21 protein-coding genes, 2 tRNA genes and 1 pseudogene are annotated in these 26,249 nt (G+C 70.6%); 11 read left to right on the top strand and 13 right to left on the bottom strand.

What is annotated here, in order from left to right; translation table 11 throughout:
• The first annotated feature begins 1 nt into the window (after position 1).
• Entirely contained in the window at positions 2-1,417 is a 1,416-nt protein-coding gene (locus ACZK5D_RS05095) for a glycoside hydrolase family 43 protein (RefSeq protein WP_463664490.1), read from the top strand.
• Between the two features lie 4 nt (positions 1,418-1,421).
• On the opposite strand, the gene ACZK5D_RS05090 is transcribed toward ACZK5D_RS05095, so the two are convergent.
• From ACZK5D_RS05090 to ACZK5D_RS05075, 4 genes are all read right to left on the bottom strand, one after another.
• Entirely contained in the window at positions 1,422-2,396 is a 975-nt protein-coding gene (locus ACZK5D_RS05090) for a LacI family DNA-binding transcriptional regulator (protein WP_463664541.1), read from the bottom strand.
• A 43-nt stretch (positions 2,397-2,439) separates the two neighbouring features.
• Positions 2,440-3,948 (bottom strand): L-arabinose isomerase, encoded by a 1,509-nt coding sequence (araA, locus tag ACZK5D_RS05085; RefSeq protein ID WP_463664489.1) that lies wholly within the window; start codon positions 3,946-3,948, stop codon positions 2,440-2,442.
• 138 nt (positions 3,949-4,086) lie between these two features.
• On the bottom strand, positions 4,087-4,932 hold the full coding sequence (locus tag ACZK5D_RS05080) for an acyl-CoA thioesterase (protein WP_463664488.1): 846 nt from the start codon (positions 4,930-4,932) through the stop codon (positions 4,087-4,089).
• Positions 4,933-6,768, bottom strand: coding sequence for an AMP-dependent synthetase/ligase (locus ACZK5D_RS05075; RefSeq protein WP_463664487.1), 1,836 nt, complete (start codon positions 6,766-6,768; stop codon positions 4,933-4,935). It abuts the gene before it with no gap.
• A gap of 126 nt (positions 6,769-6,894) precedes the next feature.
• On the opposite strand from ACZK5D_RS05075, the gene ACZK5D_RS05070 reads away from it, so the two are divergent.
• The 4 genes from ACZK5D_RS05070 (at position 6,895) to ACZK5D_RS05055 (ending at position 11,622) form a co-directional block, all read left to right on the top strand.
• Complete coding sequence (locus tag ACZK5D_RS05070; RefSeq protein WP_458996460.1) at positions 6,895-7,350, top strand: MarR family winged helix-turn-helix transcriptional regulator; 456 nt, start codon at positions 6,895-6,897, stop codon at positions 7,348-7,350.
• Between the two features lie 5 nt (positions 7,351-7,355).
• On the top strand, positions 7,356-10,136 hold the full coding sequence (locus tag ACZK5D_RS05065) for an FAD-binding and (Fe-S)-binding domain-containing protein (protein WP_463664486.1): 2,781 nt from the start codon (positions 7,356-7,358) through the stop codon (positions 10,134-10,136).
• 93 nt (positions 10,137-10,229) lie between these two features.
• Positions 10,230-10,721 (top strand): RNA polymerase sigma factor, encoded by a 492-nt coding sequence (locus tag ACZK5D_RS05060; protein WP_463664485.1) that lies wholly within the window; start codon positions 10,230-10,232, stop codon positions 10,719-10,721.
• The gene (locus ACZK5D_RS05055) at positions 10,714-11,622 is read left to right on the top strand and encodes a hypothetical protein (RefSeq protein ID WP_463664484.1); all 909 of its coding nucleotides are present in this window, start codon (positions 10,714-10,716) and stop codon (positions 11,620-11,622) included. The genes ACZK5D_RS05060 and ACZK5D_RS05055 overlap by 8 nt, the downstream gene beginning before the upstream one ends.
• A gap of 58 nt (positions 11,623-11,680) precedes the next feature.
• On the opposite strand, the gene ettA is transcribed toward ACZK5D_RS05055, so the two are convergent.
• From ettA to ACZK5D_RS05035, 4 genes are all read right to left on the bottom strand, one after another.
• A complete protein-coding gene (gene ettA, locus ACZK5D_RS05050) occupies positions 11,681-13,363 on the bottom strand; it encodes an energy-dependent translational throttle protein EttA (RefSeq protein ID WP_463664483.1) in 1,683 nt (560 codons plus the stop codon).
• 75 nt (positions 13,364-13,438) lie between these two features.
• Complete coding sequence (locus tag ACZK5D_RS05045; protein ID WP_463664482.1) at positions 13,439-15,040, bottom strand: GTPase; 1,602 nt, start codon at positions 15,038-15,040, stop codon at positions 13,439-13,441.
• Positions 15,040-16,767: an ABC transporter gene (locus ACZK5D_RS05040; RefSeq protein ID WP_463664481.1), complete on the bottom strand. Its 1,728-nt coding sequence runs from the start codon at positions 16,765-16,767 to the stop codon at positions 15,040-15,042. The genes ACZK5D_RS05045 and ACZK5D_RS05040 overlap by 1 nt, the downstream gene beginning before the upstream one ends.
• The gene (locus ACZK5D_RS05035; RefSeq protein WP_463664480.1) at positions 16,764-18,143 is read right to left on the bottom strand and encodes a PrsW family intramembrane metalloprotease; all 1,380 of its coding nucleotides are present in this window, start codon (positions 18,141-18,143) and stop codon (positions 16,764-16,766) included. The genes ACZK5D_RS05040 and ACZK5D_RS05035 overlap by 4 nt, the downstream gene beginning before the upstream one ends.
• Positions 18,144-18,204: 61 nt before the next feature.
• Here ACZK5D_RS05035 and ACZK5D_RS05030 point away from each other — a divergent pair, with 61 nt between their 5' ends.
• Positions 18,205-18,795 (top strand): 2'-5' RNA ligase family protein, encoded by a 591-nt coding sequence (locus ACZK5D_RS05030; protein WP_463664479.1) that lies wholly within the window; start codon positions 18,205-18,207, stop codon positions 18,793-18,795.
• Between the two features lie 3 nt (positions 18,796-18,798).
• Here ACZK5D_RS05030 and ACZK5D_RS05025 read toward each other — a convergent pair.
• A tRNA-Arg gene (locus ACZK5D_RS05025) sits at positions 18,799-18,874 on the bottom strand.
• 210 nt (positions 18,875-19,084) lie between these two features.
• On the opposite strand from ACZK5D_RS05025, the gene orn reads away from it, so the two are divergent.
• Together orn and ACZK5D_RS05015 are read left to right on the top strand one after the other, a co-directional pair.
• Positions 19,085-19,702 carry an oligoribonuclease gene (gene orn, locus ACZK5D_RS05020; protein WP_463664478.1) on the top strand — a complete coding sequence of 206 codons (618 nt, stop codon included), beginning with the start codon at positions 19,085-19,087 and terminating at the stop codon, positions 19,700-19,702.
• A 70-nt stretch (positions 19,703-19,772) separates the two neighbouring features.
• Positions 19,773-19,848, top strand: a tRNA-His gene (locus ACZK5D_RS05015).
• A 171-nt stretch (positions 19,849-20,019) separates the two neighbouring features.
• On the opposite strand, the gene ACZK5D_RS05010 is transcribed toward ACZK5D_RS05015, so the two are convergent.
• From ACZK5D_RS05010 to ACZK5D_RS05000, 3 genes are read right to left on the bottom strand one after another with little or no spacing between them, the layout of a single operon-like run.
• The gene (locus ACZK5D_RS05010; RefSeq protein WP_463664477.1) at positions 20,020-20,820 is read right to left on the bottom strand and encodes an ABC transporter permease subunit; all 801 of its coding nucleotides are present in this window, start codon (positions 20,818-20,820) and stop codon (positions 20,020-20,022) included.
• A 5-nt stretch (positions 20,821-20,825) separates the two neighbouring features.
• Complete coding sequence (locus ACZK5D_RS05005) at positions 20,826-21,626, bottom strand: ABC transporter permease subunit (protein WP_463664476.1); 801 nt, start codon at positions 21,624-21,626, stop codon at positions 20,826-20,828.
• Positions 21,623-22,522 carry an ABC transporter ATP-binding protein gene (locus tag ACZK5D_RS05000; RefSeq protein ID WP_463664475.1) on the bottom strand — a complete coding sequence of 300 codons (900 nt, stop codon included), beginning with the start codon at positions 22,520-22,522 and terminating at the stop codon, positions 21,623-21,625. The genes ACZK5D_RS05005 and ACZK5D_RS05000 overlap by 4 nt, the downstream gene beginning before the upstream one ends.
• Before the next feature lie 83 nt (positions 22,523-22,605).
• On the opposite strand from ACZK5D_RS05000, the pseudogene ACZK5D_RS04995 reads away from it, so the two are divergent.
• Positions 22,606-23,097: pseudogene (locus ACZK5D_RS04995) on the top strand (O-acetyl-ADP-ribose deacetylase); the annotation flags it as partial.
• A gap of 425 nt (positions 23,098-23,522) precedes the next feature.
• Positions 23,523-24,518: a DNA topoisomerase IB gene (locus ACZK5D_RS04990; protein ID WP_463664474.1), complete on the top strand. Its 996-nt coding sequence runs from the start codon at positions 23,523-23,525 to the stop codon at positions 24,516-24,518.
• A 3-nt stretch (positions 24,519-24,521) separates the two neighbouring features.
• Here the strand turns inward: ACZK5D_RS04990 and ACZK5D_RS04985 are convergent, their stop codons facing one another.
• Positions 24,522-25,457, bottom strand: a complete 936-nt coding sequence (locus ACZK5D_RS04985) for an SDR family oxidoreductase (RefSeq protein ID WP_463664473.1) — start codon at positions 25,455-25,457, stop codon at positions 24,522-24,524.
• Between the two features lie 139 nt (positions 25,458-25,596).
• On the opposite strand from ACZK5D_RS04985, the gene ACZK5D_RS04980 reads away from it, so the two are divergent.
• Positions 25,597-26,217: an SHOCT domain-containing protein gene (locus tag ACZK5D_RS04980; protein WP_463664472.1), complete on the top strand. Its 621-nt coding sequence runs from the start codon at positions 25,597-25,599 to the stop codon at positions 26,215-26,217.
• Positions 26,218-26,249 lie beyond the last annotated feature (32 nt).

The raw sequence follows: 26,249 nt of genomic DNA, 5'->3' as shown, positions 1-26,249 counted from the left end.
CGTGCGGAGCCGAATGGCGGCGCTGGCCGTCGCCGTCGCCCTCGGCCTGACCGGATGTCAGGCCGAGGGCGGCGCCCCGGAGTTCGCCGACGTCACGGTGCACGACCCCGATCACATCGCCGTCGACGGCACCCACTACCTCGTCGGCTCCCACCTGCAGGCGGCCTCCAGCCCGGACCTCCTCCGGTGGACTCAGGAGGCCGAGGGCGTCAATCCCGAGAACCCCCTGTTCGAGGACGTCACGCAGGAGCTCTCAGAGGCCCTCGAGTGGGCGGAGACCGACACGCTCTGGGCCCCGGACATCATCCAGCTCGCCGACGGGCGCTTCTACCTCTACTACGACGCCTGTCGCGGGGACTCGCCGCTCTCGGCCATGGGCATCGCGGTAGCCGACGAGGTGACCGGCCCCTACGAGGACCTGGGGCTGATCCTCAGGTCCGGGATGAGCGGAGAGAGCGAGGACGGTACCCCGTTCGACGCGCGCGTACACCCCAACGTGATCGACCCCGACGTCTTCTACGACGCCGACGGCAAGCTATGGATGGTGTACGGGAGCTTCTCAGGCGGCCTGTTCATCCTCGAACTGGACCCGGCGACCGGCTTCCCGCTGCCCGGCCAGGGCTACGGCACGCACCTGTGGGGCGGGAACCACTCCCGCATCGAGGGGCCTGCCGTCATCTACGACGAGGAGGCCGGCTACTACTACCTCTTCGTCACCTACGGCGGCCTTGACGCGGGCGGCGGCTACAACATCCGCGTCGCGCGCTCGGAGAACCCCGACGGACCGTACGTGGACGTCGAGGGCCGGGCGATGTCGGACGTGAAGTCCGATCCCACGCTTCCGCTGTTCGACGACGTCACCATCGCCGAGTCCGCAGTCAAGCTCATGGGTAACCACGTGCTGGCCCCGGCGGCCGACGGAATGCCAGCAGTCGGCTACGTCTCCCCGGGTGGCAGCTCGCCGTTCGTCGACGAGGAGAGCGGCCGCACCCTGATCGCCTTCCACACCCGGTTCCCCGGGCGGGGAGAGGCACACCAGGTGCGAGTCCACGAACTCGACATCGACGGGGACGGCTGGCCCGTCATCTCGCCGCTGCGCTGGGCGGGCGATCCGGACAGGGAGGCATCCGCCGATGACGTGCCCGGTTCCTACGCGCTGGTGGACCACGGCCCGCGCACCATCGGCCGGTCGATGGCGGGGACCGAAGCCATCACGCTGGCCGACGACGGCACCCTGACCGGGGACCGGGCCGGCACCTGGGAGGCCGACGGCGACCGCGTGATCCTGACGCTCGACGGTGACAAGGTCACCGCGGAGACCTTCCGGCAGTGGGACGAGGCGGGCCAGAGGTGGGTGACGACGCTCAGCGGCCTGACCGCCGGTTCCACCGCGCTGTGGGCGGTCCCCCAGAGCTGATCTCTCAGCGGACGCTGCGGCGCACGCGCAGCTCAGGAGCCAGCTGCGTGCGCGCCGGGGCCTGCCCACGAATGGCTGCCACGAGCACGTCCACGCAGGCGCCGCCGAGCTCCGTGAACGGCTGAGCGACGGTCGTCAGCGGCGGGGCGAAGAAGGCGGCGCCGATCGAGTCGTCGTAGCCGACCACACTCACCCGTCCCGGGACGTCGACCCCCGCGTCACGCAGCCCCGCCATCAGACCCAGGGCGATGGCGTCGTTGCCGCAGAACACCGCGTCCGGCAGGGCACCGTCGTCGAGCATTCTCTGCGCGGCCGCGTACCCGGACTCGGCGGACCAGTCCCCCACGATCAGCTCCGGCACGGGCAGCCCGGCGTCCGCGAGGGCGTCGCGCCACCCCGAGATGCGCTCCCGGGCGTCGAACCAGTCCAGGGGGCCGGAGATGTGGGCCACGGTGCGACAGCCGCGTCCGACCAGGTGCTCGGTGGCCATGCGGCCGCCCATGCGCTGGTCGACGGTCACCACGTGGCAGCCATCGGTGGGCGCGGTGTCGGCCATCAGCACGGTCGGGATCCCGATGCTGTGCTCTCGGGTGAGCCTCGCCATCCGCTCGTGCGGCGCGACGATGGCGATACCCTCGACGCCGCGGTCGCGGAAGCCCTTGAACACCTGGGCCACCTCGTCGTCATCGGGGTTCTCGAGCGCCGCGACGAGCGTCGAGTAGCCGGCTGCCCTGGCCGCCACCTCGATCCCGGCGACGGTGCCGGACGGGCCGACGAAGCCGGACCCCGTCCAGACCACCCCCAGGAGGGCGGTCTGCTGCGTGATCAGCGTCCGAGCCGCGAGGTTGCGGACGTAGCCCAACTCGGCGATGGCCGCCTCGACGCGTTCACGGGTTTCCGGGCGGACCGTGTCGGGGTCGTTGATGACCCGCGACACCGTCTGGTGGGACACGCCCGCCAGACGGGCCACGGCGATCATCCCCGGGGGCCGGGCGGCGGCCCGACCCCCACGGGACACGGGCTCAGACGCCCTGGGTGAGCCGGTGGTAGACCTGCTCAAGGCGGCGCTCCTGCGCGAAGCCGCGGGCGGTGGTGGTCTCGTCGATGATGGCCAGCTCCATGCCTGCGATCTCGGCGAAGTCCTCCCACATCTCGCGGGTGGTGGCCGTCGACATGGCGGTGTGGTGCGCCGCGCCGGAGATCAGCCAGCACTCGGCCGAGGTGGCGAAGTCGGGAGCGGGCTCCCAGACGGCGCGGGCCACGGGGAGGTTCGGCAGCGGGGCGTCGGGCTCCACGTTCGTGACGATGTTCATCGTGAGGCGGAAGCGCTCACGCATGTCGGCCATGGCGACGACGAGGGCGGGGCCGGCGTCGGCGTCGAAGACCAGGCGCACGGGGTCCTCGCGGTCCCCGATGCCGAGGGCGTGTATCTCGAGCTTGGGCTTCGAGGTGGTGAGGCTGGGGCACACCTCGAGCATGTGGGCGCCGAGGATCTTCTCCTTGCCCGGCGTCATCTCGTAGCAGTAGTCCTCCATCAGCGACGCCCCACCGGGGAGGCCGTAGCCCATCACCTTGGCCAGACGGACCAGGATCGCCGTCTTCCAGTCGCCCTCGGCGCCGAAGCCGTAGCCCTCTGCCATGAGGCGCTGGACGGCGAGGCCGGGGAGCTGCTTGAGCCCGCCGAGGTCCTCGAAGTTGGTGGTGAAGGCGCCGAACTTCCCGGCCTCCAGGAAGCTCCGCATGCCGAGCTCCTGGCGTGCCCCGTAGCGCAGCGACTCGTGCCGGTCGCCGCCCTTGCGGAGCTCGGGGACGACGTCGTAGAGCTCCTCGTACTCGGCCACCAGGGCGTCGACGGCCTCGTCGGAGACGGCGGCGACGGCGGCCACGAGGTCGTTGACGCCCCAGGTGTTGACGGAGACGCCGAGGCGCAGCTCGGCCTCGGTCTTGTCACCCTCGGTGACTGCGACGTTGCGCATGTTGTCGCCGAACCGGGCAAGCTTGGTGTTGTGGAGGGAGTCCCAGCCGGCGGCCGCGCGGGCCCAGGTGCCGATCTTCTCCTGCACGGCCGTGGTGGACGCGTGGCCGACGACAGTGCGGCGGGCCTTGCCCAGCCGCGACGCGATGTAGGCGAACTCGCGGTCGCCGTGCGCGGACTGGTTGAGGTTCATGTAGTCCATGTCGATGGTGTCCCACGGCAGGCCCATCGAGGCCTGGGTGTGCAGGTGCAGCATCGGCTTGTCCAGGGCGGCGAGTCCGAGGATCCACATCTTGGCCGGCGAGAAGGTGTGCATCCAGGTGATGACGCCGATGCAGCTCGGGTCCGCGTTGGCGGCCAGCATCTCGGCGCGGATGGCGTCGCGGTCCTTGAGCGTGGGGCGGTGGACGATGGAGACGGGGATGGACTCGGCCCCGTCGAGCAGCGCCGCCACCTCCTGGGACTGTGCGGTGACCTGATCCAGGGTCTCGGGGCCGTAGAGGTCCTGGGATCCGGTGAGGAACCAGATCTCCTTGCCGACGAAGGGGCTTTCCATGGGTTCTCCTTGAGGATCTTCGCTTCCGGCCCAGGCCAGCCGTCGATGGCACGGCCTCACCGATGTGAACGTTCACAGATTAGGCTCTTGCGGCCCCGTTTGTCCACCCCGCAGAGTCCTGGCCGGGGGCGTCGCGGGTCAGATGAGCTGGGCCTCGAGCCGGCCTCGCGTGCCGGCGTCGAGCGGCATCTTCCTGCCGTCGAGGTCCGCGCACACCAGGACCGTGCGGCCGCGGACGAAGAGCGTTCCTTCGGCCGGGTCGACGATCTCGGCGGCCAGGGTGATCGACGACGATCCCAGCGCCACCGGCGCGACCCTCACCTCGTACGGGTCCATCCGATGGTCCATCTGGGCCACGTAGTCCACATCCTGGCGAGCGACCAGCCAGAGGTGCCGGCTACCCGACGACCCGACGCGGGCCATGCCCGGGTCCCAGCGCGTGGTCGCGGTGATGCGGGCCTGTTGCAGGTAGTCGAACACCTTGGCGTTGTTGATGTGGCCGTAGGAGTCGAGATCCGTCCAGCGGACCGGCAGCGGCACAGCGGTCCCGCGACCTTCGAGCGACGGCGCCACCAGCGCCCTCATCGGCTCGGCCTCCACGCGGTGGGACTCGAAGAACGGCCTGTACTCCGGCCTGATCCGCGTCGGCGCCTGGCCCTCGAAGTCGAACGGACACAGCAGCGTCCTGGCGACCACCGCCAGTTCACCGTCCTGTCGCAGCTCATAGGAGAGCGCCACCCGGGCGGCACCGAGCTCGGAGACGCCGAGGGACACCTCGACGCCGTCGTCCGAGTAGTCGATGGCGCGCCGGTACTCGATCTGGTGCCCGACCACGACGACGCCGTCGTCCAGGAGCTGCGATGCGGGCCCGCTGCGCAGGAAGGCCACGCGGCCCTCCTGCAGGTAGTCGACGATGATGGCGTTGTTGACGTGCCCCTGCGCGTCCAGGTCGGACCAGCGCAGGGGGCAGCGAACCTCGAACACTCAGTCTTCCTGCGGGTACAGCGAGTCCACGATGGCCGAGTACTTCTCCGTGACGATGGAACGGCGGATCTTCATGTTGGGCGTGACGCCCGCATTGTCGACCGTCAGCTCATGGTCGAGGATGGCGAACTGCTTGACCGTCTCCCACCGCTCGAGCTTGGCGTTGACGCGCTCCATCCACTTCTCGATCGAGGCCTTGATCTCCGGGCGTTGGCTCAGCTCCGCATAGCTGAGGTTGCCCAGATCGCGCTTGTCCGCCCACTTCTGCAGCATCACCGGATCCAGCACCACCAGGGCCGAGACGTACTTGCGTCCCTCACCGATGGCCACCGACTGCGCCACGTACGGGATGTTGGCCTGGATGGCGCTCTCCACCTTCTGCGGAGCGACGAACTTCCCGCCCGAGGTCTTGAAGAGGTCCTTCTTGCGGTCGGTGATCTTGAGGTGCCCGGTGGGCGTGATCTCCGCGATGTCGCCGGTGTGGTACCAGCCCTCGGCGTCGATCGCCTCGGCCGTCTCCTCGGGGAGGTTGTGGTAGCCGGGCGTGATGATGGGGCCGCGAAGCAGCAGCTCACCGTCGTCGGCCAGCTTCTTCTCGATGCCGGGCAGGATGGGGCCGACCGTGCCGAAGTGCGGATCCTTGGGCAGGTCCACGCCGGCGATGGCGCTGGTCTCCGTGGCGCCGTAGCCCTCCACGATGAGGATGCCCGCGCCGTAGAACCACTGCTGGACCTGCGGCGAGAGCTTCGCGGCGCCGGAGATCATGAACTTGATGTTGCCGCCCAGCTTCTCCTTGAGCTTGGAGAAGACGAGCTTGTCCGCGACCTTGTACTGCAGCGCCAGGGCGCCCGTGAGGGGCCGGCCGGCGAGGCGGTCGTCGATGGACTGGTAGCCCACATGGAAGGCCCAGCGCGCGATCCTGCCCTTGAGGCCGGTGGACCCCGTCATCACGGCCGCACGCACCTTCTCGAAGATGCGCGGGGCGCCACACATGAACGACGGCTTGACGATGCCCAGGTTCTCGACGATCTTGTCGATGCGGCCGTCGACCGCCGACGCGAAGCCGTAGTCCAGCTGCACTGCGATGAGGGCCTTGCCGAAGACGTGGCTGAGCGGGAGCCACAGGTACTGCAGCTCGTCCGGCCCGATGATGTCGAGATACTTGGTGGCGGCGCCCTCGTAGACCCAGGACATGTGGTTGAGCCGGACGCCCTTGGGTCGGCCGGTGGTGCCCGAGGTGTAGATCAGCGTCGACAGCGACTCCCGCGAGGTCTTCGCGATCGCGTCGTCGACGGCGGTGGGGTGCTCGGCCAGGTACCGCTCGCCGGCCTCCTTGAGGTGCTGGAACGAGATGATCCGGTCGTCGAGCGTCAGGCCGGTGGTGTCGAACACGACGATCGTGTGCACCTGCTCGTCGAACTCCGGGGTGTCGGTGAGCTTCGCCACCTGCTCGGCGTTCTCCGCGACGAAGATGACCGAACCCGAATCCTTGACGATGAAGTGCAGGTCACCCGCCTGGGTGTTGGGGTACACCGTCGTCGTGGCGCCGGCGGCGAGGGCGATCGCGAGGTCCGTGAAGATCCACTCGATCCGGGTGTTGGAGCAGATCGCCACGCGCTCCTCGTACTGGAGTCCGCGCGAGAGGAGGCCGGCGGCGAGGCGGTCCACGATGTCGCTGGTCTCCTGCCACGTCAGCTTCGCCCATGCGGTGGGACCCTCGACGGCGCCCTCCGGGTACATGAAGGCCAGCTTGCCGGGCGTGGCCGCGACGCGGCGCCGCAGCATGTGACCGACGTTGTCGGCCGCCTTCTCCAAGAGTTCTTCCCGAATGCCCACGTGACAGTCCCTTCCTCAGCGTTTCGCCAAGACTATCGGGGGCCCGCAGGAGCGGGTAGAGGTTTGCGCCAGAGGCGTGTCACCCCGGGGGTACTTGAATACTAAACAATCTGCTACGCTGGGGGAATGTCCGAACCAGTGAACGGGTGGCTCAGTGAGAGCCAGCAGCGCGTCTGGCGGAGCTATCTCCTGGCCAAGACGCACATCGACGACTACCTCGAGGAGGCGCTCCGGGACTTCGGTCTCAGCCTCGCCGAGTATGAACTCCTCGTGCGGATGTCGGAATCACCGGACCATACCATCCGCATGGGCGAGTTGGCGGCCTCCGTCGGCCACTCGCGCTCCCGCCTCACCCACACGGTCAAGCGCATGGAGCAGGCCGGGTACGTGACGCGGACCTCGTGCGCCTCCGACGGTCGCGGCGTCCAGGCCACCATGACCGAGGCGGGCTTCGAGCTGCTGAAGAAGGCTGCGCCGGCGCATGTGGACTCGGTGCGGCGGGTGTTCGTCGACGCCATGTCCCCTGAGGACTACGTTGCCCTCGGGCGCGCGATGTCGGCGGTGCTGGCGGTGGCAGACTAGGGCGGGTGACCACCACCTCCGCGGCCCACGCTGACCTGCTCGACCGTCTCGGGGATCTCGCGGAGATCGTCGACACCTCCACCCTGACGCGGGCGCTGTACTCCAGCGACTCGTCGCTGTACCGCGTTGCGCCGATGGCGGTGGCCCACCCCCGCACCCCCGACGAACTCGTCGCCCTCGTGCGGGCCGCGCTGGAGTCGGGCACCCCCATCACCGCCCGCGGAGCCGGCACCTCGTGCGCGGGTAACGCCGTCGGCCCGGGCCTGGTGATCGACACCTCTCGGCACCTCAACCGGATCCACTCGATCGACCCCCAGACGCGCACGGCCGTGATCGATCCCGGCGTGGTCCAGGACCAGCTGCAGATCGCCGCCCGCCCGTTCGGCCTGCGCCTCGGCCCGGACCCGTCCACCTCGAACCGCTGCACCGTGGGCGGCATGATCGGCAACAATGCCTGCGGCCCCAGGGCGCTGGGCTACGGCCGGATGGCCGACAACGTGGTCTCCCTCGACGTCGTCACCGGCAACGGTGAGCTCCTCACCCTCGGCGCCGACGACGTGCCCGAGCTGCGCTCGCTCGTGGCGGCCAACCTCGGGGTCATCCGCACCGAGTTCGGCCGCTTCACCCGCCAGGTCTCCGGCTACTCGCTGGAGCACCTGCTGCCGGAGCACAAGTTCGACCTCCCCAGGTTCTTCGCCGGCACGGAGGGCACGCTCGGCGTGATCGTGCGGGCCACGGTGCGGCTTGTCGCCGACGCCCCGGAGCGGCTGATGGTGGCGCTGGGCTATCCCACCATGGCCGACGCGGGTGACGACATCGCCAACCTCCTGCGCTTCAAGCCCACCGCCTGCGAGGGGCTCGACCGCCGGATCGTGGACGTGGTGGTCGCGAAGTCGGGCGCCGCCTCCGTCCCCCCGCTGCCCGCGGGAGACGGCTGGATGTTCCTGGAGGTGGTCGGCGACGACCCCGCGGAGGTGCGTGCCCGGGCCGAAGCCCTCGCCGCCGAGGCCAAGGCCGGTGAGGGCTGGGTGGTGGACGACCCGGCGCTGGCGGCACAGTTGTGGAAGATCCGGGCCGACGGCGCCGGCCTGGCGGGCGTGAGCCTCGAGAAGCCCGCCTACGGCGGGTGGGAGGACGCCGCCGTCCCGCCCGCCCAGCTGGGCAACTACCTCCGCGCATTCGACGACCTGCTGGCCAAGCACGGCCTCCACGGCCTCCCCTACGGCCACTTCGGTGACGGCTGCGTGCACTGCAGGATCGACTTCCCGCTCACCGAACCCGACGGCGCCGCGCGGTACCGCGCCTTCGTCGAGGAGGCCGCGACGCTGGTGGCCGGCTTCGGCGGATCCATGTCGGGCGAGCACGGCGACGGCCGCGCCCGCTCCGCGCTCCTACCCCACATGTACTCCCCCGCCGCGATCGGGCTGTTCGCCGGCGTCAAGCAGATCTTCGACCCCCGCAACCTGCTCAACCCCGGGGTCCTGGTGGACCCGGCGCCGGTCGAGCAGGACCTTCGGATGGTCGCCGCGAGTCGCTCACCCCTCTCCCTGTCGGACGCCCAGTTCGTCGAGGAGGTGCACCAGTGCAGCGGAGTGGGCAAGTGCCTGGCCAACACCACAGCCGCCGGCGGCGTCATGTGCCCCAGCTTCCAGGCCACGAGGGACGAGAAGGACTCCACGCGCGGCCGTGCCCGCGCCCTGCAGGAGATGGTCAACGGCTCCCTCATCACCCAGGGATGGCGCTCCCCCGAGGTGCACGCCGCCCTTGACCTCTGCCTGTCCTGCAAGGGGTGCGCCCGCGACTGCCCCACCGGGATCGACATGGCCGCCTACAAGGCGCGCGTCACCCACGAGCGGTACAAGGGCCGGCTGCGCCCGCGCAACCACTACGCGCTCGGCTGGCTGCCGCGCTGGGGCCGACTCATCACCGCCGTCCCGGGGCTGGGTTCGCTGGTCAACCTGGTGGGCAAGGCCCCGGGCCTCGGCCGGCTGTTGAGGTGGGGCGCCGGGGTGGACACCCGCCGCGACATTCCCCGCTTCGCGAACCGCAGCGCCCGGAGCCGGATGCCCGCCGTGCCCGCAGGCTCCAAGGGGCGCGTGCTGATCTGGGTGGACTCGTTCTCGGACTGCTTCGAGTCGAACTCGTTCGCCGCCATGGTGCAGGTGCTGGTTCGCCTCGGCTACGAGCCGGAGGTCCTGAAGGAGAACGCCTGCTGCGGGCTCACGTGGATCTCCACCGGCCAGCTCGACGGCGCCCGCCGTCAGCTCACCGCCGCCGCGGCCGTCCTGGCCTCCTATGTGCGCGACGGGGTGCCCATCGTCGGCGTAGAGCCGTCGTGCACCGCGGTGTGGCGCAGCGACGCCCCCGAGCTGCTCCCGGGCGACGCCAACGTGGCCGCGCTCAACGGCGCGGTGCTCACCCTGGCGGAGTTCCTCGCCACCGACAAGGACTTCCGCGCCCCGGACCTCACCGGCCACACCATCGTCGCGCAGCCGCACTGCCACCATGCCTCCGTCATCGGGTGGGCCAAGGACAGGGCGCTGATCGAGTCCACGGGCGCCACGCTTGTCGCGGTGGGCGGCTGCTGCGGCCTGGCCGGCAACTTCGGCGTCGAGCGCGGCCACCACGACGTGAGCGTGGCCGTCTTCGAGCACGACCTGGGCCCCGCCGTCGAGGCGCACCCCGACGCGATCGTGCTCGCGGACGGGTTCAGCTGCCAGACCCAGCTGACCTCCCTGGCGGGGAGGGCCTCGATGTCGCTGGCGGAGCTGCTCGCCACGCACTGACCGCGGCGCGCCGGAACATCAATGCAACCGGCGCCCTCCCCCGAGGCGTAGACAGGGCACATAGTCATAACGCCAAGAAGGAGGGGAAGCGACGTGGACGAAGCCCAGTTCGACCGGTTCTACGCGAGCTCGTATTCCAAGCTCGTGGGCCAGGTCTATGCGATGTGCGGCAACCTGGCCGAGGCCCAGGACTGCGTCCAGGAGGCGTTCATCCGGGCGTGGGACCATCGCAGCCAACTCGACGTGCAACGCAGCCCGGACGCCTGGGTGCGCACCACCGCGTACCGCCTGGCCGTCAGCCGCTGGCGCAAGGCGCGCCGCGCGTTCCGGCAGCCGGACAGGGCGCTCGAGCCGGAGCGCACCCTTGAGCCCACGCCGGACCGGGTGGCCATCAACCGCGCACTCGAGCAACTTCCCGACGCGCAGCGCCGGGCGATCGTGCTCTACCACCTGTGCGACCTGAGCGTCAACGAGATCGCCCTGGAGGTGGGCTCCCCCACCGGCACCGTCAAGGCCAGGCTCGCCCGCGGGCGGCAGACGCTCGCCCGCCTACTCAACACCGATTTGGAGGTCCGTCATGCCTGAACACATCCCTGAGTTGGACCACCTCGCTGCCCAGGCCAAGGAGGCCAGCATGCTCCCCGCAGATGAAGTCCGTCGCCTCGGCGACCGCCGTCGCACCACGCGGCGCGCCGGCCTCGCCGTGGCCGCCGTCGGTGCTGTCGCCGCGCTCGGCGTGGGCGTCTGGGCCGTCGCCCCCATGCTCCGCGGGGCCGACAACCCCGACTGGGCCGCCTCGCCCAGCCCCACCGTCAGCCCCGTCGAGAGCCCCAGCGCCTCGCCGGACCCGACGGCGTCACCGAGCCCGACGGAGGCGCCGTCGCCCACCGCGCCGGCCGGCCCCACTCCCCCGACGTGGGCCAACGTGCCCACCGTCGAGCTGATGTACCCGTACGACGCCTCGATGGTGGGGGTGCTGTCCGAGAGCGAGGCGATGGGCGAGACCGCCAAGGGCCTGTGCGACCGCGGCGAGTGGGGCAGCCCCACCACCACCCTGGTCCGCTCGTTCGGGATCGAGGGCGAGCTTCCCACCTACGCCATCGTGCTCGGGTACGCCGACGTGGCCGCCGCCTCGGAGGGATACGACGAGATCCACACCGCCGCCCTCGAGTGCGAGACGATCATGACGGACGCCGGCTGGGACCGGGTCAGTTCGGCCGAGGACCTGCGCCTGCCGTTCGACGGCTCCACCGTCGAGCAGGAGCCCACCAGGGCGGCGTACTTCTACGGCATGGCCGTCATGGACGGCGAGGACGTGGGCGTGTTCAACGACACCCTGGTCATGCAGGCCGGCGAGCGAGTGGTGTGGCTGGTGAGCACCTTCGAGGGCATGGACAACAACTGCTCCGTGCTCGCCGGCGATGACGCTGGGCAGTGCTCCTTCGCCAAGTCGCTGCCGGAGGTGCTCGAGCTGCTCGTCAAGTAACCGAAAACGCACAGGCGCTCCCCGGTCTCACGACCGGGGAGCGCCTGCGTGTGGGGGGTCAGCGGGTGAGGCGGCGGTGCGTCGAGCGGTGCGGACGCGCGGCCTCCGGGCCGAGGCGCTCGAGCTTGTTGACCTCGTAGTCGGCGAAGTTGCCCTCGAACCAGAACCAGCGCGGGGTGCCGTCCTCGTCCTCGCCCTCCCAGGCGAGCATGTGAGTGGCCACCCGGTCCAGGAACCAGCGGTCGTGGGAGATCACGACGGCGCAGCCGGGGAAGTCCAGCAGGGCGTCCTCCAGGCTGGAGAGGGTCTCCACGTCCAGGTCGTTGGTGGGCTCGTCGAGCAGCAGCACGTTGCCGCCCTGCTTGAGCGTCAGGGCGAGGTTGAGACGGTTGCGCTCACCGCCGGAGAGAATGCCGGCCAGCTTCTGCTGGTCCGGACCCTTGAACCCGAACGACGCCACGTAGGCGCGCGAGGGCATCTCGAAGTTGGCCACCTTGATGAAGTCCAGGCCGTCGGAGACCACCTGCCACACGTTGTCCTTGGGGTTGAGGCCCGAGCGGCTCTGATCCACGTAGCTGAACGAGACCGTCTCGCCGATCTTGACCTCGCCCGAATCGGGCTCCTCCTGGCCGGTGATGGTCTTGAACAGCGTGGTCTTGCCGACGCCGTTGGGCCCGATGATGCCCACGATGCCGGCGCGGGGCAGGGTGAAGGACAGGTCCTTGATCAGCACCCGGTCCCCGAAGCCCTTGGTGAGCTTCTTCACCTCGAGGACGATCGCGCCCAGGCGCGGGCCCGGGGGGATGTTGATCTCGGAGGTGTCGATCTTGCGGTTGCGCTCGGCCTCGGCGGCCATCTCCTCGTAGCGCTGCAGGCGGGCCTTGCTCTTGGCCTGGCGGGCCTTGGGCGAGGACCGCACCCACTCAAGTTCCTTCTCGAGGATCTTGGCGCGCTTGGCGTCCTTCTTGCCCTCGATCTGGAGGCGCTGGCGCTTCGTGTCGAGGTAGGTGGAGTAGTTGCCCTCGTACGGGTGCAGCTTGCCGCGGTCCACCTCGCAGATCCACTGGGCGACGTTGTCGAGGAAGTACCGGTCGTGGGTGACGGCCAGGACGGCGCCCGGGTAGGACTTGAGGTGGCCCTCGAGCCAGTTCACCGATTCGGCGTCCAGGTGGTTGGTGGGCTCGTCGAGGAGCAGCAGGTCCGGCTGCTGGAGCAGCAGCTTGCACAGGGCCACGCGGCGGCGCTCGCCGCCGGAGAGCACGTCGACGATGGCGTCCGGCGGCGGGCACTGCAGGGCGTCCATCGCCTGGTCGAGACGCGCGTCGACGTCCCAGGCCTCGTGGGCGTCGAGGTAGGTCTGCAGGTCACCCATCTCGGCGAGCAGCGCGTCGAAGTCCGCGTCCGGCTCGGCCATCTCGTGGCCGATCTCCTCGAAGCGGGCCATCTTGGACTTGATCTCGGCGACGGCCTCCTCCACGTTCTCCTGGACCGTCTTGCCCTCGGTGAGCGGGGGCTCCTGGAGCAGGATGCCGACGGTGGCGCCCTTGGCCAGCGCCGCGTCGCCGTTGTTGGGGCGGTCCATGCCGGCCATCAGCTTGAGCATGGTGGACTTGCCGGCGCCGTTGGGGCCGACGATGCCGATCTTGGCGCCGGGATAGAAGGACAGGGTGACGTTGTCGAGGATCACCTTGTCGCCCACCGCCTTGCGGACGTTGTGCATGGTGTAGATGAACTCAGCCACGTGGAGTGCCTTTCGAATTGACCGCAGGCCAGTATGCCAGCAATCCCCAGGAGACCCGATTCGGCCGGGTGAGGCTCAGAGCAGCCTGTCCAGCGCGGCGCGGGCGGCGGCGTAGCGCTGCACCTCGGCCTCGGCCGGGGCGATCACCAGCTCCCGCGCGACGGCGGCGACGGAGGCCTCGAGCGCCTTCTTCGCGCGGCGCGCCGCCCGGTTCGCGGCGGCCGCGATGGCCAGCTGGGAGCCGGCCGAGAGCAGGATGCCGGCCGCGACACCCCCCAGCGCCAGGAGGGTGGGCAGCGGCACCCGCGGCCCGTCCGCGGGGCCGATCGGCACGGTGGCGAGCTGCCCCAGCCCGAAGTAGGAGAGCACCACGTTGAGCGTGAGCCAGCCGAGCCCCACCACGACGGCGCCGATCAGCAGCCACTGGAGGACCCGGATGACCTGCCACCACACCGGCGTCCGCGACACCTTCAGGTCCGTGGCCACGACGGCGCGGTCCAGCTGATCGCCCAGCGTGTGCTCGTTGCTGCGCACCGCGCGGAAGATGGCCTCCTGCCACACCGCGGGCATCCCCTCCCCCAGCTCTGCGGCCACGGCGCGCAGGCCGGAGGCCTGCTGGGCCGCCGCGGCGGCGGAGCGGGCAGGCAGCGAGCTGCGGGTGAGCGACGGCGCCTCAAGCTCGGCACGATCGGGGGGCGCGCCCAGGCGCAGCCTCTTCAGCGGATCCGGCCTCAGGCGCCCCAGCCACTTCACGAGCGGCCAGCCCGTGGCCAGCTGTCCGCGATGCCGCACCGAGCTGCGCACGGCGTCGACGACGACGTCCACTCCCGCCGCACCCGACAGGTGGGCCGTGAGCCGCCCGACAGTGCCCTTGTCCGCGGCGCCGACCCTGCCCCGGCCCACCGCCGCGTCGAGCTGCCCGGCCGCCACGGCCACGTCCGCGGCCAGGCGTGCGGCGGCGGCACGCTTGCCCTCGGCAAGCCGCGACAGCTGCTCGCGCAACTCACCGACGCCGACGCCGGTGACCGCGCTGGTGGCAAGGACGGGCACGTCGGCCAGGCCGTCGTCGTCCAGAAGGCGTCGCAGATGAGCGAGGCACTGCTCGAGCTGCGGCGGGGTGAGGCGGTCGGCCTGGTTGAGCACGACGGTGATCACGTCGCGGTGCTGCGCCAGCGGCCGGAGGTAGTTGTGGTGGATGGCGGCGTCGGCGTACTTCTGGGGGTCGAGCACCCAGACGAACTGGTCCACCACCTCCACCATGCGGTCCACCTCCTGGCGGTGCGACGAGGCGGTGGAGTCGTGGTCCGGCAGGTCCAGCAGGACCAGGTCCGCCATCCGGGGCTCCGGGGGCGCCACCTCGTGGCGGCGGGCCACGCCCAGATGGTCGAGGAGTGCGGTGTTGGTGGCGGAGAAACTGGCGGCGAGGGTGCTCGACGTGGTGGGCCGGCGGGGCCCCTGCTCCGCCAGCCTGGTGCCCGTCAGGGCGTTGAACAGCGAGGACTTGCCCGAGCCGGTGGCGCCGGCCAGCGCCACGACCGTCTGACCGCCCGCGGCCAACCGCCGGGAGGCCCGCCCCAGCACGGCCTCGGTGTGCTGCTCCACCTCGGCGGGTACCCGCCCCGCCACCAGGCCCAGCGCATCCCGCAACCCGTCGAGCTGCTCCGTCACGGTGGCCATCAGTCCATCCCCACTGGCCGGGTGAGATCGTCGAATGCGGCCCGGGCCGCGGACCGCAGCGCCGTACGGGCGCCGTCCAGGGCGCCGGCTGCCGCAGGGTCCACCGCGAGGGCATCCAGCACCTCGGTGTAGCGGGCCAGCTCGCCGGCCATGACAGCGTCGACGCGGGCCTCGAGTTCCAGCCGGGCCTGCTGCGCGAGCTTGCGCACGGCGTCCTCGCCGAAGACGGCCTCGAGCAGCCGCTGCGCGAGCACGGAGGCGCCGCCGGCGATGCCCACCTCGGCGCCCGTGAGCCCTCCGGTCAGGGTGAAGACGTAGATGATCAGGGCCGCCCCGACTGCGTTGGTGCCCAGCGCCAGGAACCGGGCCCGCATGCGCCGGCCGCGCCCCTGCTCCTCCACCAGGCGGAGCACGTCGGACTGCCAGGCCCGGATGGCGCCCGCGGCCACCTCGTCGAAACCCTCGGACGCGGAGGTCAGGGCGGGGACGGCGGCGACGATGTCGCGGCCCCAGCGGGTGTGCGACCATGCGACCGCGGTGGCCTCGGCGGCTCTCTCCCCGGCGTCCTTGACGACGGCGGCCAGGCTGTCGGAGATGGCCACCTCGACCGCCTCGACCTTCTCGTCGCCGGTGAACCAGCCGGTGATCCGGTCCCGGAGGGCACCGATGCGCTGCTCGACCGAACGCATGAACTCGCCGGTGCCGACCAGGTCCTGCCATCGGCTCAGGATCTCGCCGCGGAGCATGGTGCCGTCGCCCGCCGCTCGGCCCACGTCCGCGGCGGCGTCGCGGTAGGCGCGGGCGGCCTGCTCGCGCAGCTCGTCGACCGCCGCCCCCTGCCGCACCATGCCCTCGGCGAGGCCCTCGAGCTGGGCGTCGATGGAGCGCACGGAGCCGGCGAGGGTCTGGACCGCCACCTGGGACCGGGCCTCGGATTGGGCCGCGAGGGACTCCACCCAGTGCCGGATGCCGGCCACGTCACCCGGGGGGAGCATGCCGTCGTGCGGGAGGGAGCGCTCGACGACCGCGAACAGCCTGGCCGAGGCCAGGCCCCGCTCCGCGAGCATCTGCGCCAGATGACCTGCCACCTCGTCCACGGCGCCGGGCGGGCAGCGGTTGACGATCACGGCGACGACGGTGTTGCGCTCGGCCGCCGCCGCCAGGTAGTCCCAGGGCACGGCGTCGGCGTAGCGGGCAGCGGAGGTGACGAACAGCCACAGGTCGGCGGCGAGCAGCAGCTGGCGAGCCAGGCTGCGGTTGGCGTCGTCGACCGAGTCGATGTCCGGGGCGTCAAGCAGCGCGAGGCTGGGAGGGAGGTCCGGGAAGGCCACGATCTGGAGGGCACGGGAGTCGTGCAGCTGGGCGTCGGTGCGGACCAGCCCGGGCAGCACGTTGTCTGAGCGGAACCACGCCTCGTCCTGCGGGTGGCAGACCAGGACTGGCGACTTGGTGGTGGGACGCAACACGCCCGGCCTGGTGACCGCGGCCCGGAGCATGGAGTTGACCAGCGTGGACTTGCCGGCCCCGGTTGACCCGCCGACCACCGCCAGCAGGGGCGCGTCGAGGCGCGCGGCGCGCGGCAGCAGGTAGTCGCGCACCTGGTGGCCGAGGGAGACGGTGAGCGCCCGCTGCTCCTCCGCGCCCGGGAGGGGCAGCGGGAACTGGGCCGAGGCGAGGGCGTCGTCGAGCCTCCGGAATGCCTGCGCCAGGCTGTCTGCGCCGCTCATCGCGGCCAGTTCCCGCCCACGCCGGCCGGGCCTGGGGCCTGGGGCGGCGGGTAGGCGGCGGTGACGGGGCCCGGGGTGGCGCCGTCGGGCGGCGGGGCGGGCGGCAGCGGCCTGCCGCGGCGGCGCTCGATCAGGCGCAGGCCTGCGGTGTCGGTGAGGGCCTTGCCGCGCAGGGCGTCGATCTCGTGGATGAGGTCGTGCGCGTGCCGGTGGCCCGCCTCCCCGACGAGGCCGCGGGTCATGGAGTTGCGCAGGTAGGCCAGCTCGGTGACCCGGCGCACGAGTGTGGCTGTGTGCCAGAAACGGCGCGGACCGCGGAAGAGCGCGAACCACAGCAGCTTCACCCGCTTGAGCGGGCCGCCGAACACGGCGACGTCGCGCTCGGTCAGCCAGCCGGCGCGCTGGAAGTCGGTGAGCCGGGCCCGGATCAGCTGACCGTTGCCGACCACGCTGACGATGAGCGAGATGATGATGACGCCCACCAGGCCGAGCGCCAGGAACCAGGCGCGCTGCAGCTGGTCCATGGGGTTGGTTGAGGCGAGCCCGTTGAACAGCATGTGCCCGGCGCACGCCAGCATGAAGCCGCCCACGGGCGCGAGGACGCGCACGATCCTGCTGCGGGCGCCCAGCCCGATCACCAGCCCGGAGGCGGTCATCAGCGTGAACAGCGGGTGGCCGAACGAGGTGTAGACGCCCCTGAGCATCACGAGCTCGAGCATGGTCTCGTCGGGGTTGGCGATGGTGATGTCGTGCGTGGCCTGCATCCAGACGCGCGCGTAGTAGATGATGTTCTCGGTGAAGGCGAAGCCCACGGCCGACAGGCCCGCGAGCGCCACGAGGCTCAACCGCGACACCATCCGGCGCCGCCAGAACAGCACGAGCACCACCAGGATGGTGGCCTTGGACAGCTCCTCGATGAACGGCGCCGAGAACACCGCGGCCCGCGAGCCGGTGTCCGAGTTGGCCTCGGTGGTGGCCATCATCTCCGCGGCCCACGAGTTGACGTGGATGGAGATCCACGTGGACGCGCACGCCCCCCAGAGGAACGTGAGCACCCACACCACGGGTGAGGAGGCCCGGAAACGGTCCAGCCACACGAACAGCGCCGAGTACGCGAGCGCGGTCCACATCGCCCAGAAGGCGGCCTTGCGGAACGCCTCGTCGGTGATGCCGAGCGTCTCGGTGCCGTCCTCGAACACCTGCGACGGCGCCAGGATCCAGTACTGGGCGTAGAGGAAGTAGGCGTAGGCGGGCAGGAGGACAAGAGTCATCCAGAACAGCGGGCTGGCCACCATCCGCCGGTACCACGGGCCGGACCTGGGCACCGGCAGCCCGTTGAGCCGTCTCTCCCGGTTGTCGATCTCCGTGGTAGTCATGATGGCGATAGCGTACCCGGCCCCGTCTCCGGGCCAGGGGCGATGCGGTTACGGTGGGGCCATGCAGAGCTTCTTCGAGTCCATGACGCCGTGGGACCACAACGACGGCTCGCTGCACGTCTACGTCCTGCCCGATGACGACGTGGCCGACCGGATCGAGAAGCTGCAGGCCCGGATCGACGGTGTCGCGGGCCTCCCGCCGATGCCCCGCGCCTGGCTGCACTTCACCGTCAACCGGCTGGCCCAGTTCGACGACCTGACCATGGCGGAGCTCACGCGCCTCGCCGAGTCGCTCACCGCCGAGCTGGCGGGTGTCGCGGCCTTCGACCTGGAGGTGGGGGCGCCGCACGTCCACGACGTCGCCGTCGAGTGCGTGGCGGAGGCGACGCCGGGCTGGGACGCGCTGGTGGACGCCGTGCGCCGGGCCGCGCTGGCCACGTTCGGCGGCACCATGCCCGACCGGCCGTACGCGCCGCACGTCAGCCTGGCCTACGCCACCGCGGAGGTCTCCGACCCCGAGCTGCGGGCCCGCCTCGACGGCGCGCCGGCGCTCGGCCGGATCCGCGTGGGGAAGGCGCACCTGGTCTCGGTGACCGTGCGCCCCGAGGTGGGCACGTTCGACTTCGTCGAGCTGGCCAACTGGTCCCTGTGAGGGTGGCGCCCCAGGCAGGACTCGAACCTGCGCACGACAGATTAGAAGGCTGTTGCTCTATCCGCTGAGCTACTGGGGCTGACGGCGTCGAGTGTACTGGGCCGGGCGCTGCTGATCGAACACCCATCCCAGCCCGCCGGGCTGGGTGGGTTGAGCCAATGGATGGGTTCGCGACGTGGCCCACGCTGACGCTGAGCGTGCGCAGTTCCGCGAACCCATCCATTGGCTCAAACCTCCACACCCGCCCACATGTGGCTGGCATCGGCGGCTAGGCCTAGATTTGGCTCCCATGAGCGAGAAACTGGTGTGGGTCGACTGCGAGATGACCGGGCTGGACCTGGTCCACGATGCCCTGATCGAGGTCGCGGTGCTCGTCACCGACGGCGACCTCAACGTCCTGGGCGAGGGCGTCGACCTCCTCATCAGGCCCACCGACGAGTCCCTGGCCCAGATGGGCGACTACGTCCGCGACATGCACACGAAGTCCGGGCTCCTCGACGCGCTCCCGGCCGGCCTCACCATGGAGGAGGCGACGGCGCAGGTGATGGACTACGTCCGCACTCACGCGCCGGTGGCCCGCAAGGCCCCGCTGGCCGGGAACACCATCGGCACGGACCGCGCCTTCCTCGCCCGCGACATGCCTGAGCTCGAGCAGTGGGTGCATTACCGCAACGTGGACGTGTCCACCCTGAAGGAACTGGCCAAGCGCTGGTTCCCGCGGGTGCACTACCAGGCTCCGAAGAAGGCCGGCAACCACCGGGCGCTCGCCGACATCCAGGAGTCCATCGAGGAGCTGCGCTACTACCGCGAGGCCGTCTTCGTCAAGGCTCCCGGGCCCTCGACGACCGAGCTCAGGGCCATCGCGGAGCGCCACCGCGGCACGGTGACGGGCGCCGCGGCGGGGTGATTTCGCCCCGCCACCAGGGGTGCGCTATTGTTTCTCAGTCGTCGCGCCCCTGTGGTGATGTCGGCAGATGGTGGGTATAGCTCAGCTGGTAGAGCACCTGGTTGTGGTCCAGGGGGCCGCGGGTTCAAGTCCCGTTACTCACCCCAGCAGACCCGGTCCGTATGGGCCGGGTCTTTGCTTTCCTCACACGGGAGAACGCGAGAGGCTCGCTTCCCGCGCGAGCGCACCTCGCATACGGTGGGCCTCCTCGCATACCCAGCAGGCTGTGCGAGGACACCCACGGTATGCGAAGTGGCGGTCAGTGGGCGACGAGCGGCTCACACACTCAGATCGCGGCGGGCGAAGAAGCGGTACGTCCCGGCCACAGCGACGACGATGATCCCGAACGACAGCGCTAGGAACACCGGGTCCAGGGCGCCGTCGGCGATCAGCGTGGCCGCGTCGAAGTACTTGAACGGCGTCAGGAACCTCAGGAAGGACAGGTTCTCGTTGAGGTTGACCAGGTAGTACAGCAGGAAGGTGAGGAACATCACCGACGTGGCCCGCGACGGCGCGACCTTCGGCCTCCTCGCCACCCCCGCCACCAGCGCCCCGACGGAGAGGAAGATGAGCTGCAGCACCAGCAGCCCGGCCATCAGCACCTGGACCGTCCCGCTCGTTCCGCCGTCGCCGAAGAAGTCGACGAAGTACAAGGACGAGAACGCCGTCACGAGGTTGAGGATGACGACGTTGGCCAGTCCGGCGAGCAGCTTCCCGGTGAGGGCCGAACCACGCGTGATGGGCTTGGCGAAGAGGAACTCCGACGTCCTGTCGCGCTCCTCCTTCGAGACGAGCGTCGAGCCGAGGAGGACGGCGTGCACGGCCCCCATCACCGCGATGTAGAGGAACAGCACGCCGAAGAACCCGATGGCGGTGGACAGGTCGAACCCGGTCATCCCGAACACCACGAGGACCGCCCTGGGCAGCGTGGCCAGAATGGCCTCCACGGACTCCCCCGCCTCCTCGTAGCCGGCGAACTTCGCCATGCCTGCGCCGACGAGCGCCACCATGCCGAGGGACCAGAACAGCAGCCCGAGGCGGTGCACCCGCATCTCCCGCTTGAACACGTTCATCGTCATGCCGCCTAGGTCGAGGACCGGATGTCCTTGCGCAGGTAGATCAGGTAGCTCAACCCGATCGCCGCGACGCAGAATCCGCCGAGGATGGCCAGCGACACCCCGTCGAGGGCGCCGTCGGCGATGATGTCCGAGGTCTCGAAGAACTTGAACGGGGTGATGAAGCGCACCTCGTCGTTGGCCAGCACGTCGCCGAGCATCCCGACGATGTAGAAGGCGAAGACGGTGGGCAGCGACACCGCGACCACGGACTTGATCCGGGGGATCGTCACGGAGAACAGCGCCCCCAGGGCGAGGAAGAACAGCTGGACGAGGAACAGCGTCGACGCCATGAGGAGGAAGGTCAGCGCCGAGAACGGCTCGTCGGCCATCACCGTGGCGATGCCGTAGGCCACGCCGGAGAAGGCCACGTTGGTCAGGAGCAGCAGGACGAGGGCCGCGCCGAGCTTGGCGCTGACCACCGCCTGCCGGGTGACGGGCTTGGTGAGCAGGAAGTCCGCGGTCTTCCCGGTGGTCTCCTTGGAGATGATGCCGGTGCCGAGGTTCATCGCCTGGATGGCACCTGCGAGGGTGACGAACCCCAGGAGGTAGCCGAAGAAGCCGAAGATGGTGAAGAAGCTCGCCAGGGAGATGTTGAGCGCCACCATGACGACGTCGGGGAACTGCTCGAACACCTTGCGCGTGGCCTCGATGTCCTGGGTGAACGCCGGGTACAGCGACATGAACACCACGATGAGCCCGCACAGCGACACCACCCAGGTGATCGTCGAGGCGCGGTAGGCCCGCAGCTCCCGGAGGAAGACGTTCACCGCTCCTCCCCCCGCTGGTAGTAGTGGAGGAAGATCTCCTCGAGATCGGGCTCCTCCACGAGCAGATCGACGAGGTCCAGGCCTGCGAGGACCCTGGTGACGGCGTTCATCTGGCCCCGGTAGAGGAAGCTCACCGAGTGGTTGGTGACCGCCAGGTCGCTGACGCCGTCGAGCTCGAAGAGCCCCGCGTCGGGCTCGCCCGCCAGCTCCAGGCGGAACCTCTTTGTCTGGTTCTCCAGGAGGGTCCTGATCTCCTCGACCCGAATGATCGACCCGTCCTTGATGATGGCCACCCGGTCACACAGCCGCTGGACCTCGCCCAGGATGTGCGACGAAAACAGGATGGTGGCGCCCCGCTGGTTCTCCTCCCTCAATCGATGGAAGAACTCCTGCTGGATCAGCGGGTCGAGCCCGCCGGTGGGCTCGTCGAGGATGATGAGCTTCGGCTCGTGCGCGAGCCCCTGGATGATCCCGACCTTCTTCTTGTTGCCGTAGGACAGGTCGTCGACCTTCTTCCTGAGGTCCAGGTCGAACAGCTCCGCGAGTTCATGGATCCTGGCCTCGGTGGCCTTGGCGTCCGCCGCGTAGAAGCTGGCCGAGTACTTGAGCAGGTCGATGGCGCGCATGTCGTCGTAGTAGAAGACCTCGGACGGCAGGTAGCCCACCTCCTGGCGGATCTCGGGGCCGAACCTGGTGATGTCCTTGCCGAACACGGTGGCCGACCCGCTGGTGGGATGGATGAGGCCGAGCAGCGTGCGGATGGTGGTGGACTTCCCCGCCCCGTTGGGCCCGATGAAGCCGTAGATCTCGCCCTCGTGCACCGACATGTCGACGTCGACGATGCCTCGAGCGGTGCCGTAGGACTTGGTGAGCCTCTGCGTCTCGATGACGTTCATTTCTGCTCCGATGAGCGATGGAACCACCTTCAATCGTAGCCATCCGGGCTCGGGGCGGCGGGCCACGCGCCACACTGGTCTCCATGGCCGCCATCACCGCCGTGCTCGGCGACATCACCACCCAGCGTGTGGACGCGATCGTCAACGCCGCCAACAACCGGATGCGCGGAGGAGGCGGCGTCGACGGCGCCATCCACCGCGCCGGCGGGCCGACCGTGCTGCGTGACTGCGTGGCCCGCTTCCCCGACGGGCTGGCCACCGGGGACGCGGGGTGGACCACCGCCGGTGATCTGCCCGCCCGCTGGGTCATCCACACCGTCGGCCCCAACTTCGCCGCGGGCCAGCGGGACCGCGCGCTGCTCGAGTCCTGCTACCGCCGGGCGCTGGGGGTGGCCGACGAGCTGGGCGCCAGGAGCGTGGCGTTCCCGCTGATCAGCGCGGGGGTGTACGGCTGGCCGCTGTCCGACGCGGTCGCGGCCGCCGTCGAGACGATCGCGGCCACCCCGACGAGGGTCGTCGACGTGAGGCTGGTCACACCGACGCAGTCCACCCTCGAGCAGCTACGAGCGGCTCTTGCGGCCGCGACCCCGATGCGCATCCTGCAAGGGGTGCGGGTGCTGCATGGGCGCGGCTATCACAGGGTGCGCGTCCGGCCGGGGGTGAGCCCGTCGGGCATGCACTGGCGAGCGACGCTGAGCGTCCACGGGGCCGACCGGCCCGCCCTCCGCTACACCACGGGGGACCTCACCAGCTTCGCCGGGGGCGAGGTCACGGTCACCACCTCCCCCGATGCCGTGGCGGACCTGATCCTGGGCCACTGGCCGGGCCTGGCTCCCACGTCCGACGATCCCGCCTACGTCGGGTGGTACGCCGAGCTCATGAGCCGGGTCGAGGCGAACCGGCTGCCGATCGCCTCGGCCGACTACTTCGACGACACGGCAGGCTGGGAGATCGGGTGGGGCAGCGGCGTGAGGTTCCCCCACCCGCCGGGCGAGGCGTGATGCGCCTGCGCCGCGCCGATCCGCGCTCACCCGGGTACACGCGTCGCCGTCACGGCACCGGGTTCGGCTACCGGGACGCCGACGGTCGCCCGCTGGAAGCCGCCGAGGTGGAGCGCATCCGCTCGCTGGCCATCCCGCCGGCCTGGACCGATGTGTGGATCTGCCCGCATCCCAACGGACACCTCCAGGCTGTCGGGACGGACGACGCCGGGCGCCGCCAGTACCTGTACCACCGCGCGTGGCGGGTCCGCCGCGATCGCGCCAAGTTCGACCGCGTGGCCGCCGCGGCCGAGCATCTGCCGGCCGCCCGGCGCAGGATCACCCGCGACCTCGCGCTTGAGGGCATGCCGCTGGAGAGGGCGGCGGCCGCCGCCGTCCGCCTGCTCGACGTGGGCTACTTCCGCATCGGGAACGACGCCTACAGCGACGCCCACGGCTCGTTCGGGCTGACCACCCTCGAGCGCCGCCACGTGCGCCGGGCCGGCGACGCGCTGGTGTTCAGGTTCACCGGCAAGTCGGGAGTCGAGCACACCGTCGAGGTGGACGACCCCGCCGCCGTGGCGGTGCTGGACCGGCTCCGCCGCCGACGCGACGACAGCCAGAGGCTGCTTGCGTACCGGGCCGAGGGGAGCTGGCGCGACCTCACCAGCGCCTCGGTCAACGGCTACCTGCGGGAGTTGCTCGACGGCAGGCTGACCGCCAAGGACTTCCGCACCTGGCACGCCACCGTGATCGCCGCGGACGAGCTGGCCCGCTCCGAGGAGCCTGGCGACACCGTGGCGTCGCGGAAGCGGGCCATCAGGGCGGCCGTGGTGGAGGTGGCGGGATACCTCGGCAACACCGCGACGGTGGCGCGCTCGTCGTACATCGACCCTCGCGTGATCGACGCCTACGAGGCCGGGGTCACCATCGCGGCGGCGACGGGACGCAGGTACGGCTCCCCCCAGGCCCGGCAGGCGGGGCTGGAGAGAGCCGTCCTCGAGCTGCTCGGCTGAGGCTCAGAACACCGGGCGCCCGCCCGTGACCCCGAGCACGGTGCCGCTGACGTAGGACGCCTCCGCCGGGCTGGCCAGGAACACGAACGCGCCCGCGAGCTCCGACGGCTGGCCGGCCCGGCCGAGCGGCGTGTCGCCGCCGAACGACGGCATCCCCTCCCCCGGCTTGGTGGCCGGCTGGAGCGGGGTCCAGATGGGCCCTGGCGCCACCGCGTTGACCCGGATGCCCTTCGGGCCGAGGTCCGCGGCCAGGTTCACGCTGAAGTTGTTGATGGCAGCCTTGGTGGCCGCGTAGTCGATCAGCGACTCGGAGGGGTCATAGGCCTGGATGGAGCTCACGTTGATGATGCTCGAGCCGGTGCCGAGGTACTTCAGCGCCTGCTGGCTGACCCAGAACAGGGCGTAGAGGTTGGTCTTGAAGACGCGGTCCATCTCGTCGGTCGTCACGTCCGCGAGCCCGTTCTCGCGGCGGGCCCACTGGAAGCCGGCGTTGTTGACGACGATGTCGAGGCCCCCCAAGCCCTCGGCAGCGTCGTCGACGACCCCGCGCGCCACCGACTCGTCCGTCAGGTCGCCGGGAACCAGGACGCAGGCCCGCCCCGCCTTCTCCACCCAGCGGCGCGTCTCGTCGGCGTCGGGCTGCTCGTCGGCGAGGTAGTTGATCGCCACGTCGGCGCCCTCCCGCGCGTAGGCGATGGCGACGGCGCGCCCGATCCCCGAATCCCCGCCCGTGATCAGTGCCCTCAGCCCGGCCAGGCGCCCGCGGCCCACCCACGTCTCCTCGCCGTGGTCGGGGGTGGGCTCCATGGGCGGGGTCAGGCCCGGAGGCTGCTGCTCCTGCTCCGGGAATCCACCCTCGGGGCCGGCAAGGTCCTGCGCCGCCTTGTCCACCGCGTACAGATCGGCGTTCCCGGGGGTGTGCTCAGTGGGGTTCGGCATGGTCATCCTCCTGTGTCTCGGCTCGGGGGCTGTCGCTCCCCTCCCTGACGGGTACCCCGCTTTCCCCGCGGCAAACATCGGTCCCGGTCCCGTCCGGCGGCGTTACCATGAGCGCACAGACGGCGGCGAAGGAGCAGACGTGGGTGTACTGAGCGTGCTGAGCGGTGACGAACCGAACCCGGTGGACCCGGCCGCGCCGTCGGAGGCGCTTCCCGACAGCCATGGCCTGAGGGAGGCCGCCGTCGACCTGACGAAGGGCGATGTGACCCTCTACCGCGACCTTCTCGTGGCGCTGCCCGGCCTGCTCGACGACGGCGAGACCCTGCTCCTGGTCTCGGTGGCCCAGGCGCCGGTGGACGGGACCCTGGAGCCGGTGCCCGCGGTGCTGGCCCTCACCGATCGCTCGCTCCTGGTGGTTGAGCAGCCCGACGCCGCGCCCCTGAGCATCGACTACCTCGCGGACGACGTGGTGCTGAGCCCCGAGCGCGGCCTCCTGGCGGACTCGCTGCTGATCCAGTGGGCCGGCGGCCAGGTGCTGCAGCTGGCCGACGTGTCGAAGAACGTCCGCAACCTCCCGGCGGCGGTCGTCCAGCAGCGCGAGCTCACCCTCCCTGTGACGGAGGCGGCACCGGCCGCGCCGGAGAGCCCCGGGGAGGCCGTGCTGTCGCAGGTGAGGTCCCTCGGCGAGTTGCACGCGGACGGCCTGCTCACGGACGAGGAGTTCGCCGCCCAGAAGGCGCGGCTCCTCGAACGCCTCTGACCTGCGTGCGGCACGACAGCCGGTAAAAAGCA

It is taken from the genome of Tessaracoccus yangjingae, from assembly GCF_055326235.1.
Note: the sequence above shows the minus strand (reverse complement) of the source record. Positions and strands in the feature narration are given on the sequence as shown.

Bases quoted from the DNA above. Each gene is read 5' to 3' on its own strand.
- ACZK5D_RS05090 (WP_463664541.1), bottom strand. From the start codon at position 2,396: ATGATCGCCGTGGCCCGTCTGGCGGGCGTGTCCCACCAGACGGTGTCG.
- araA (WP_463664489.1), bottom strand. From the start codon at position 3,948: ATGGAAAGCCCCTTCGTCGGCAAGGAGATCTGGTTCCTCACCGGATCC.
- ACZK5D_RS05070 (WP_458996460.1), top strand. From the start codon at position 6,895: ATGTCCGAACCAGTGAACGGGTGGCTCAGTGAGAGCCAGCAGCGCGTC.
- ACZK5D_RS05055 (WP_463664484.1), top strand. From the start codon at position 10,714: ATGCCTGAACACATCCCTGAGTTGGACCACCTCGCTGCCCAGGCCAAG.
- ACZK5D_RS05045 (WP_463664482.1), bottom strand. From the start codon at position 15,040: ATGGCCACCGTGACGGAGCAGCTCGACGGGTTGCGGGATGCGCTGGGC.
- ACZK5D_RS05040 (WP_463664481.1), bottom strand. From the start codon at position 16,767: ATGAGCGGCGCAGACAGCCTGGCGCAGGCATTCCGGAGGCTCGACGAC.
- ACZK5D_RS05035 (WP_463664480.1), bottom strand. From the start codon at position 18,143: ATGACTACCACGGAGATCGACAACCGGGAGAGACGGCTCAACGGGCTG.
- ACZK5D_RS05030 (WP_463664479.1), top strand. From the start codon at position 18,205: ATGCAGAGCTTCTTCGAGTCCATGACGCCGTGGGACCACAACGACGGC.
- orn (WP_463664478.1), top strand. From the start codon at position 19,085: ATGAGCGAGAAACTGGTGTGGGTCGACTGCGAGATGACCGGGCTGGAC.
- ACZK5D_RS05010 (WP_463664477.1), bottom strand. From the start codon at position 20,820: ATGACGATGAACGTGTTCAAGCGGGAGATGCGGGTGCACCGCCTCGGG.
- ACZK5D_RS05000 (WP_463664475.1), bottom strand. From the start codon at position 22,522: ATGAACGTCATCGAGACGCAGAGGCTCACCAAGTCCTACGGCACCGCT.
- ACZK5D_RS04990 (WP_463664474.1), top strand. From the start codon at position 23,523: ATGCGCCTGCGCCGCGCCGATCCGCGCTCACCCGGGTACACGCGTCGC.
- ACZK5D_RS04985 (WP_463664473.1), bottom strand. From the start codon at position 25,457: ATGCCGAACCCCACTGAGCACACCCCCGGGAACGCCGATCTGTACGCG.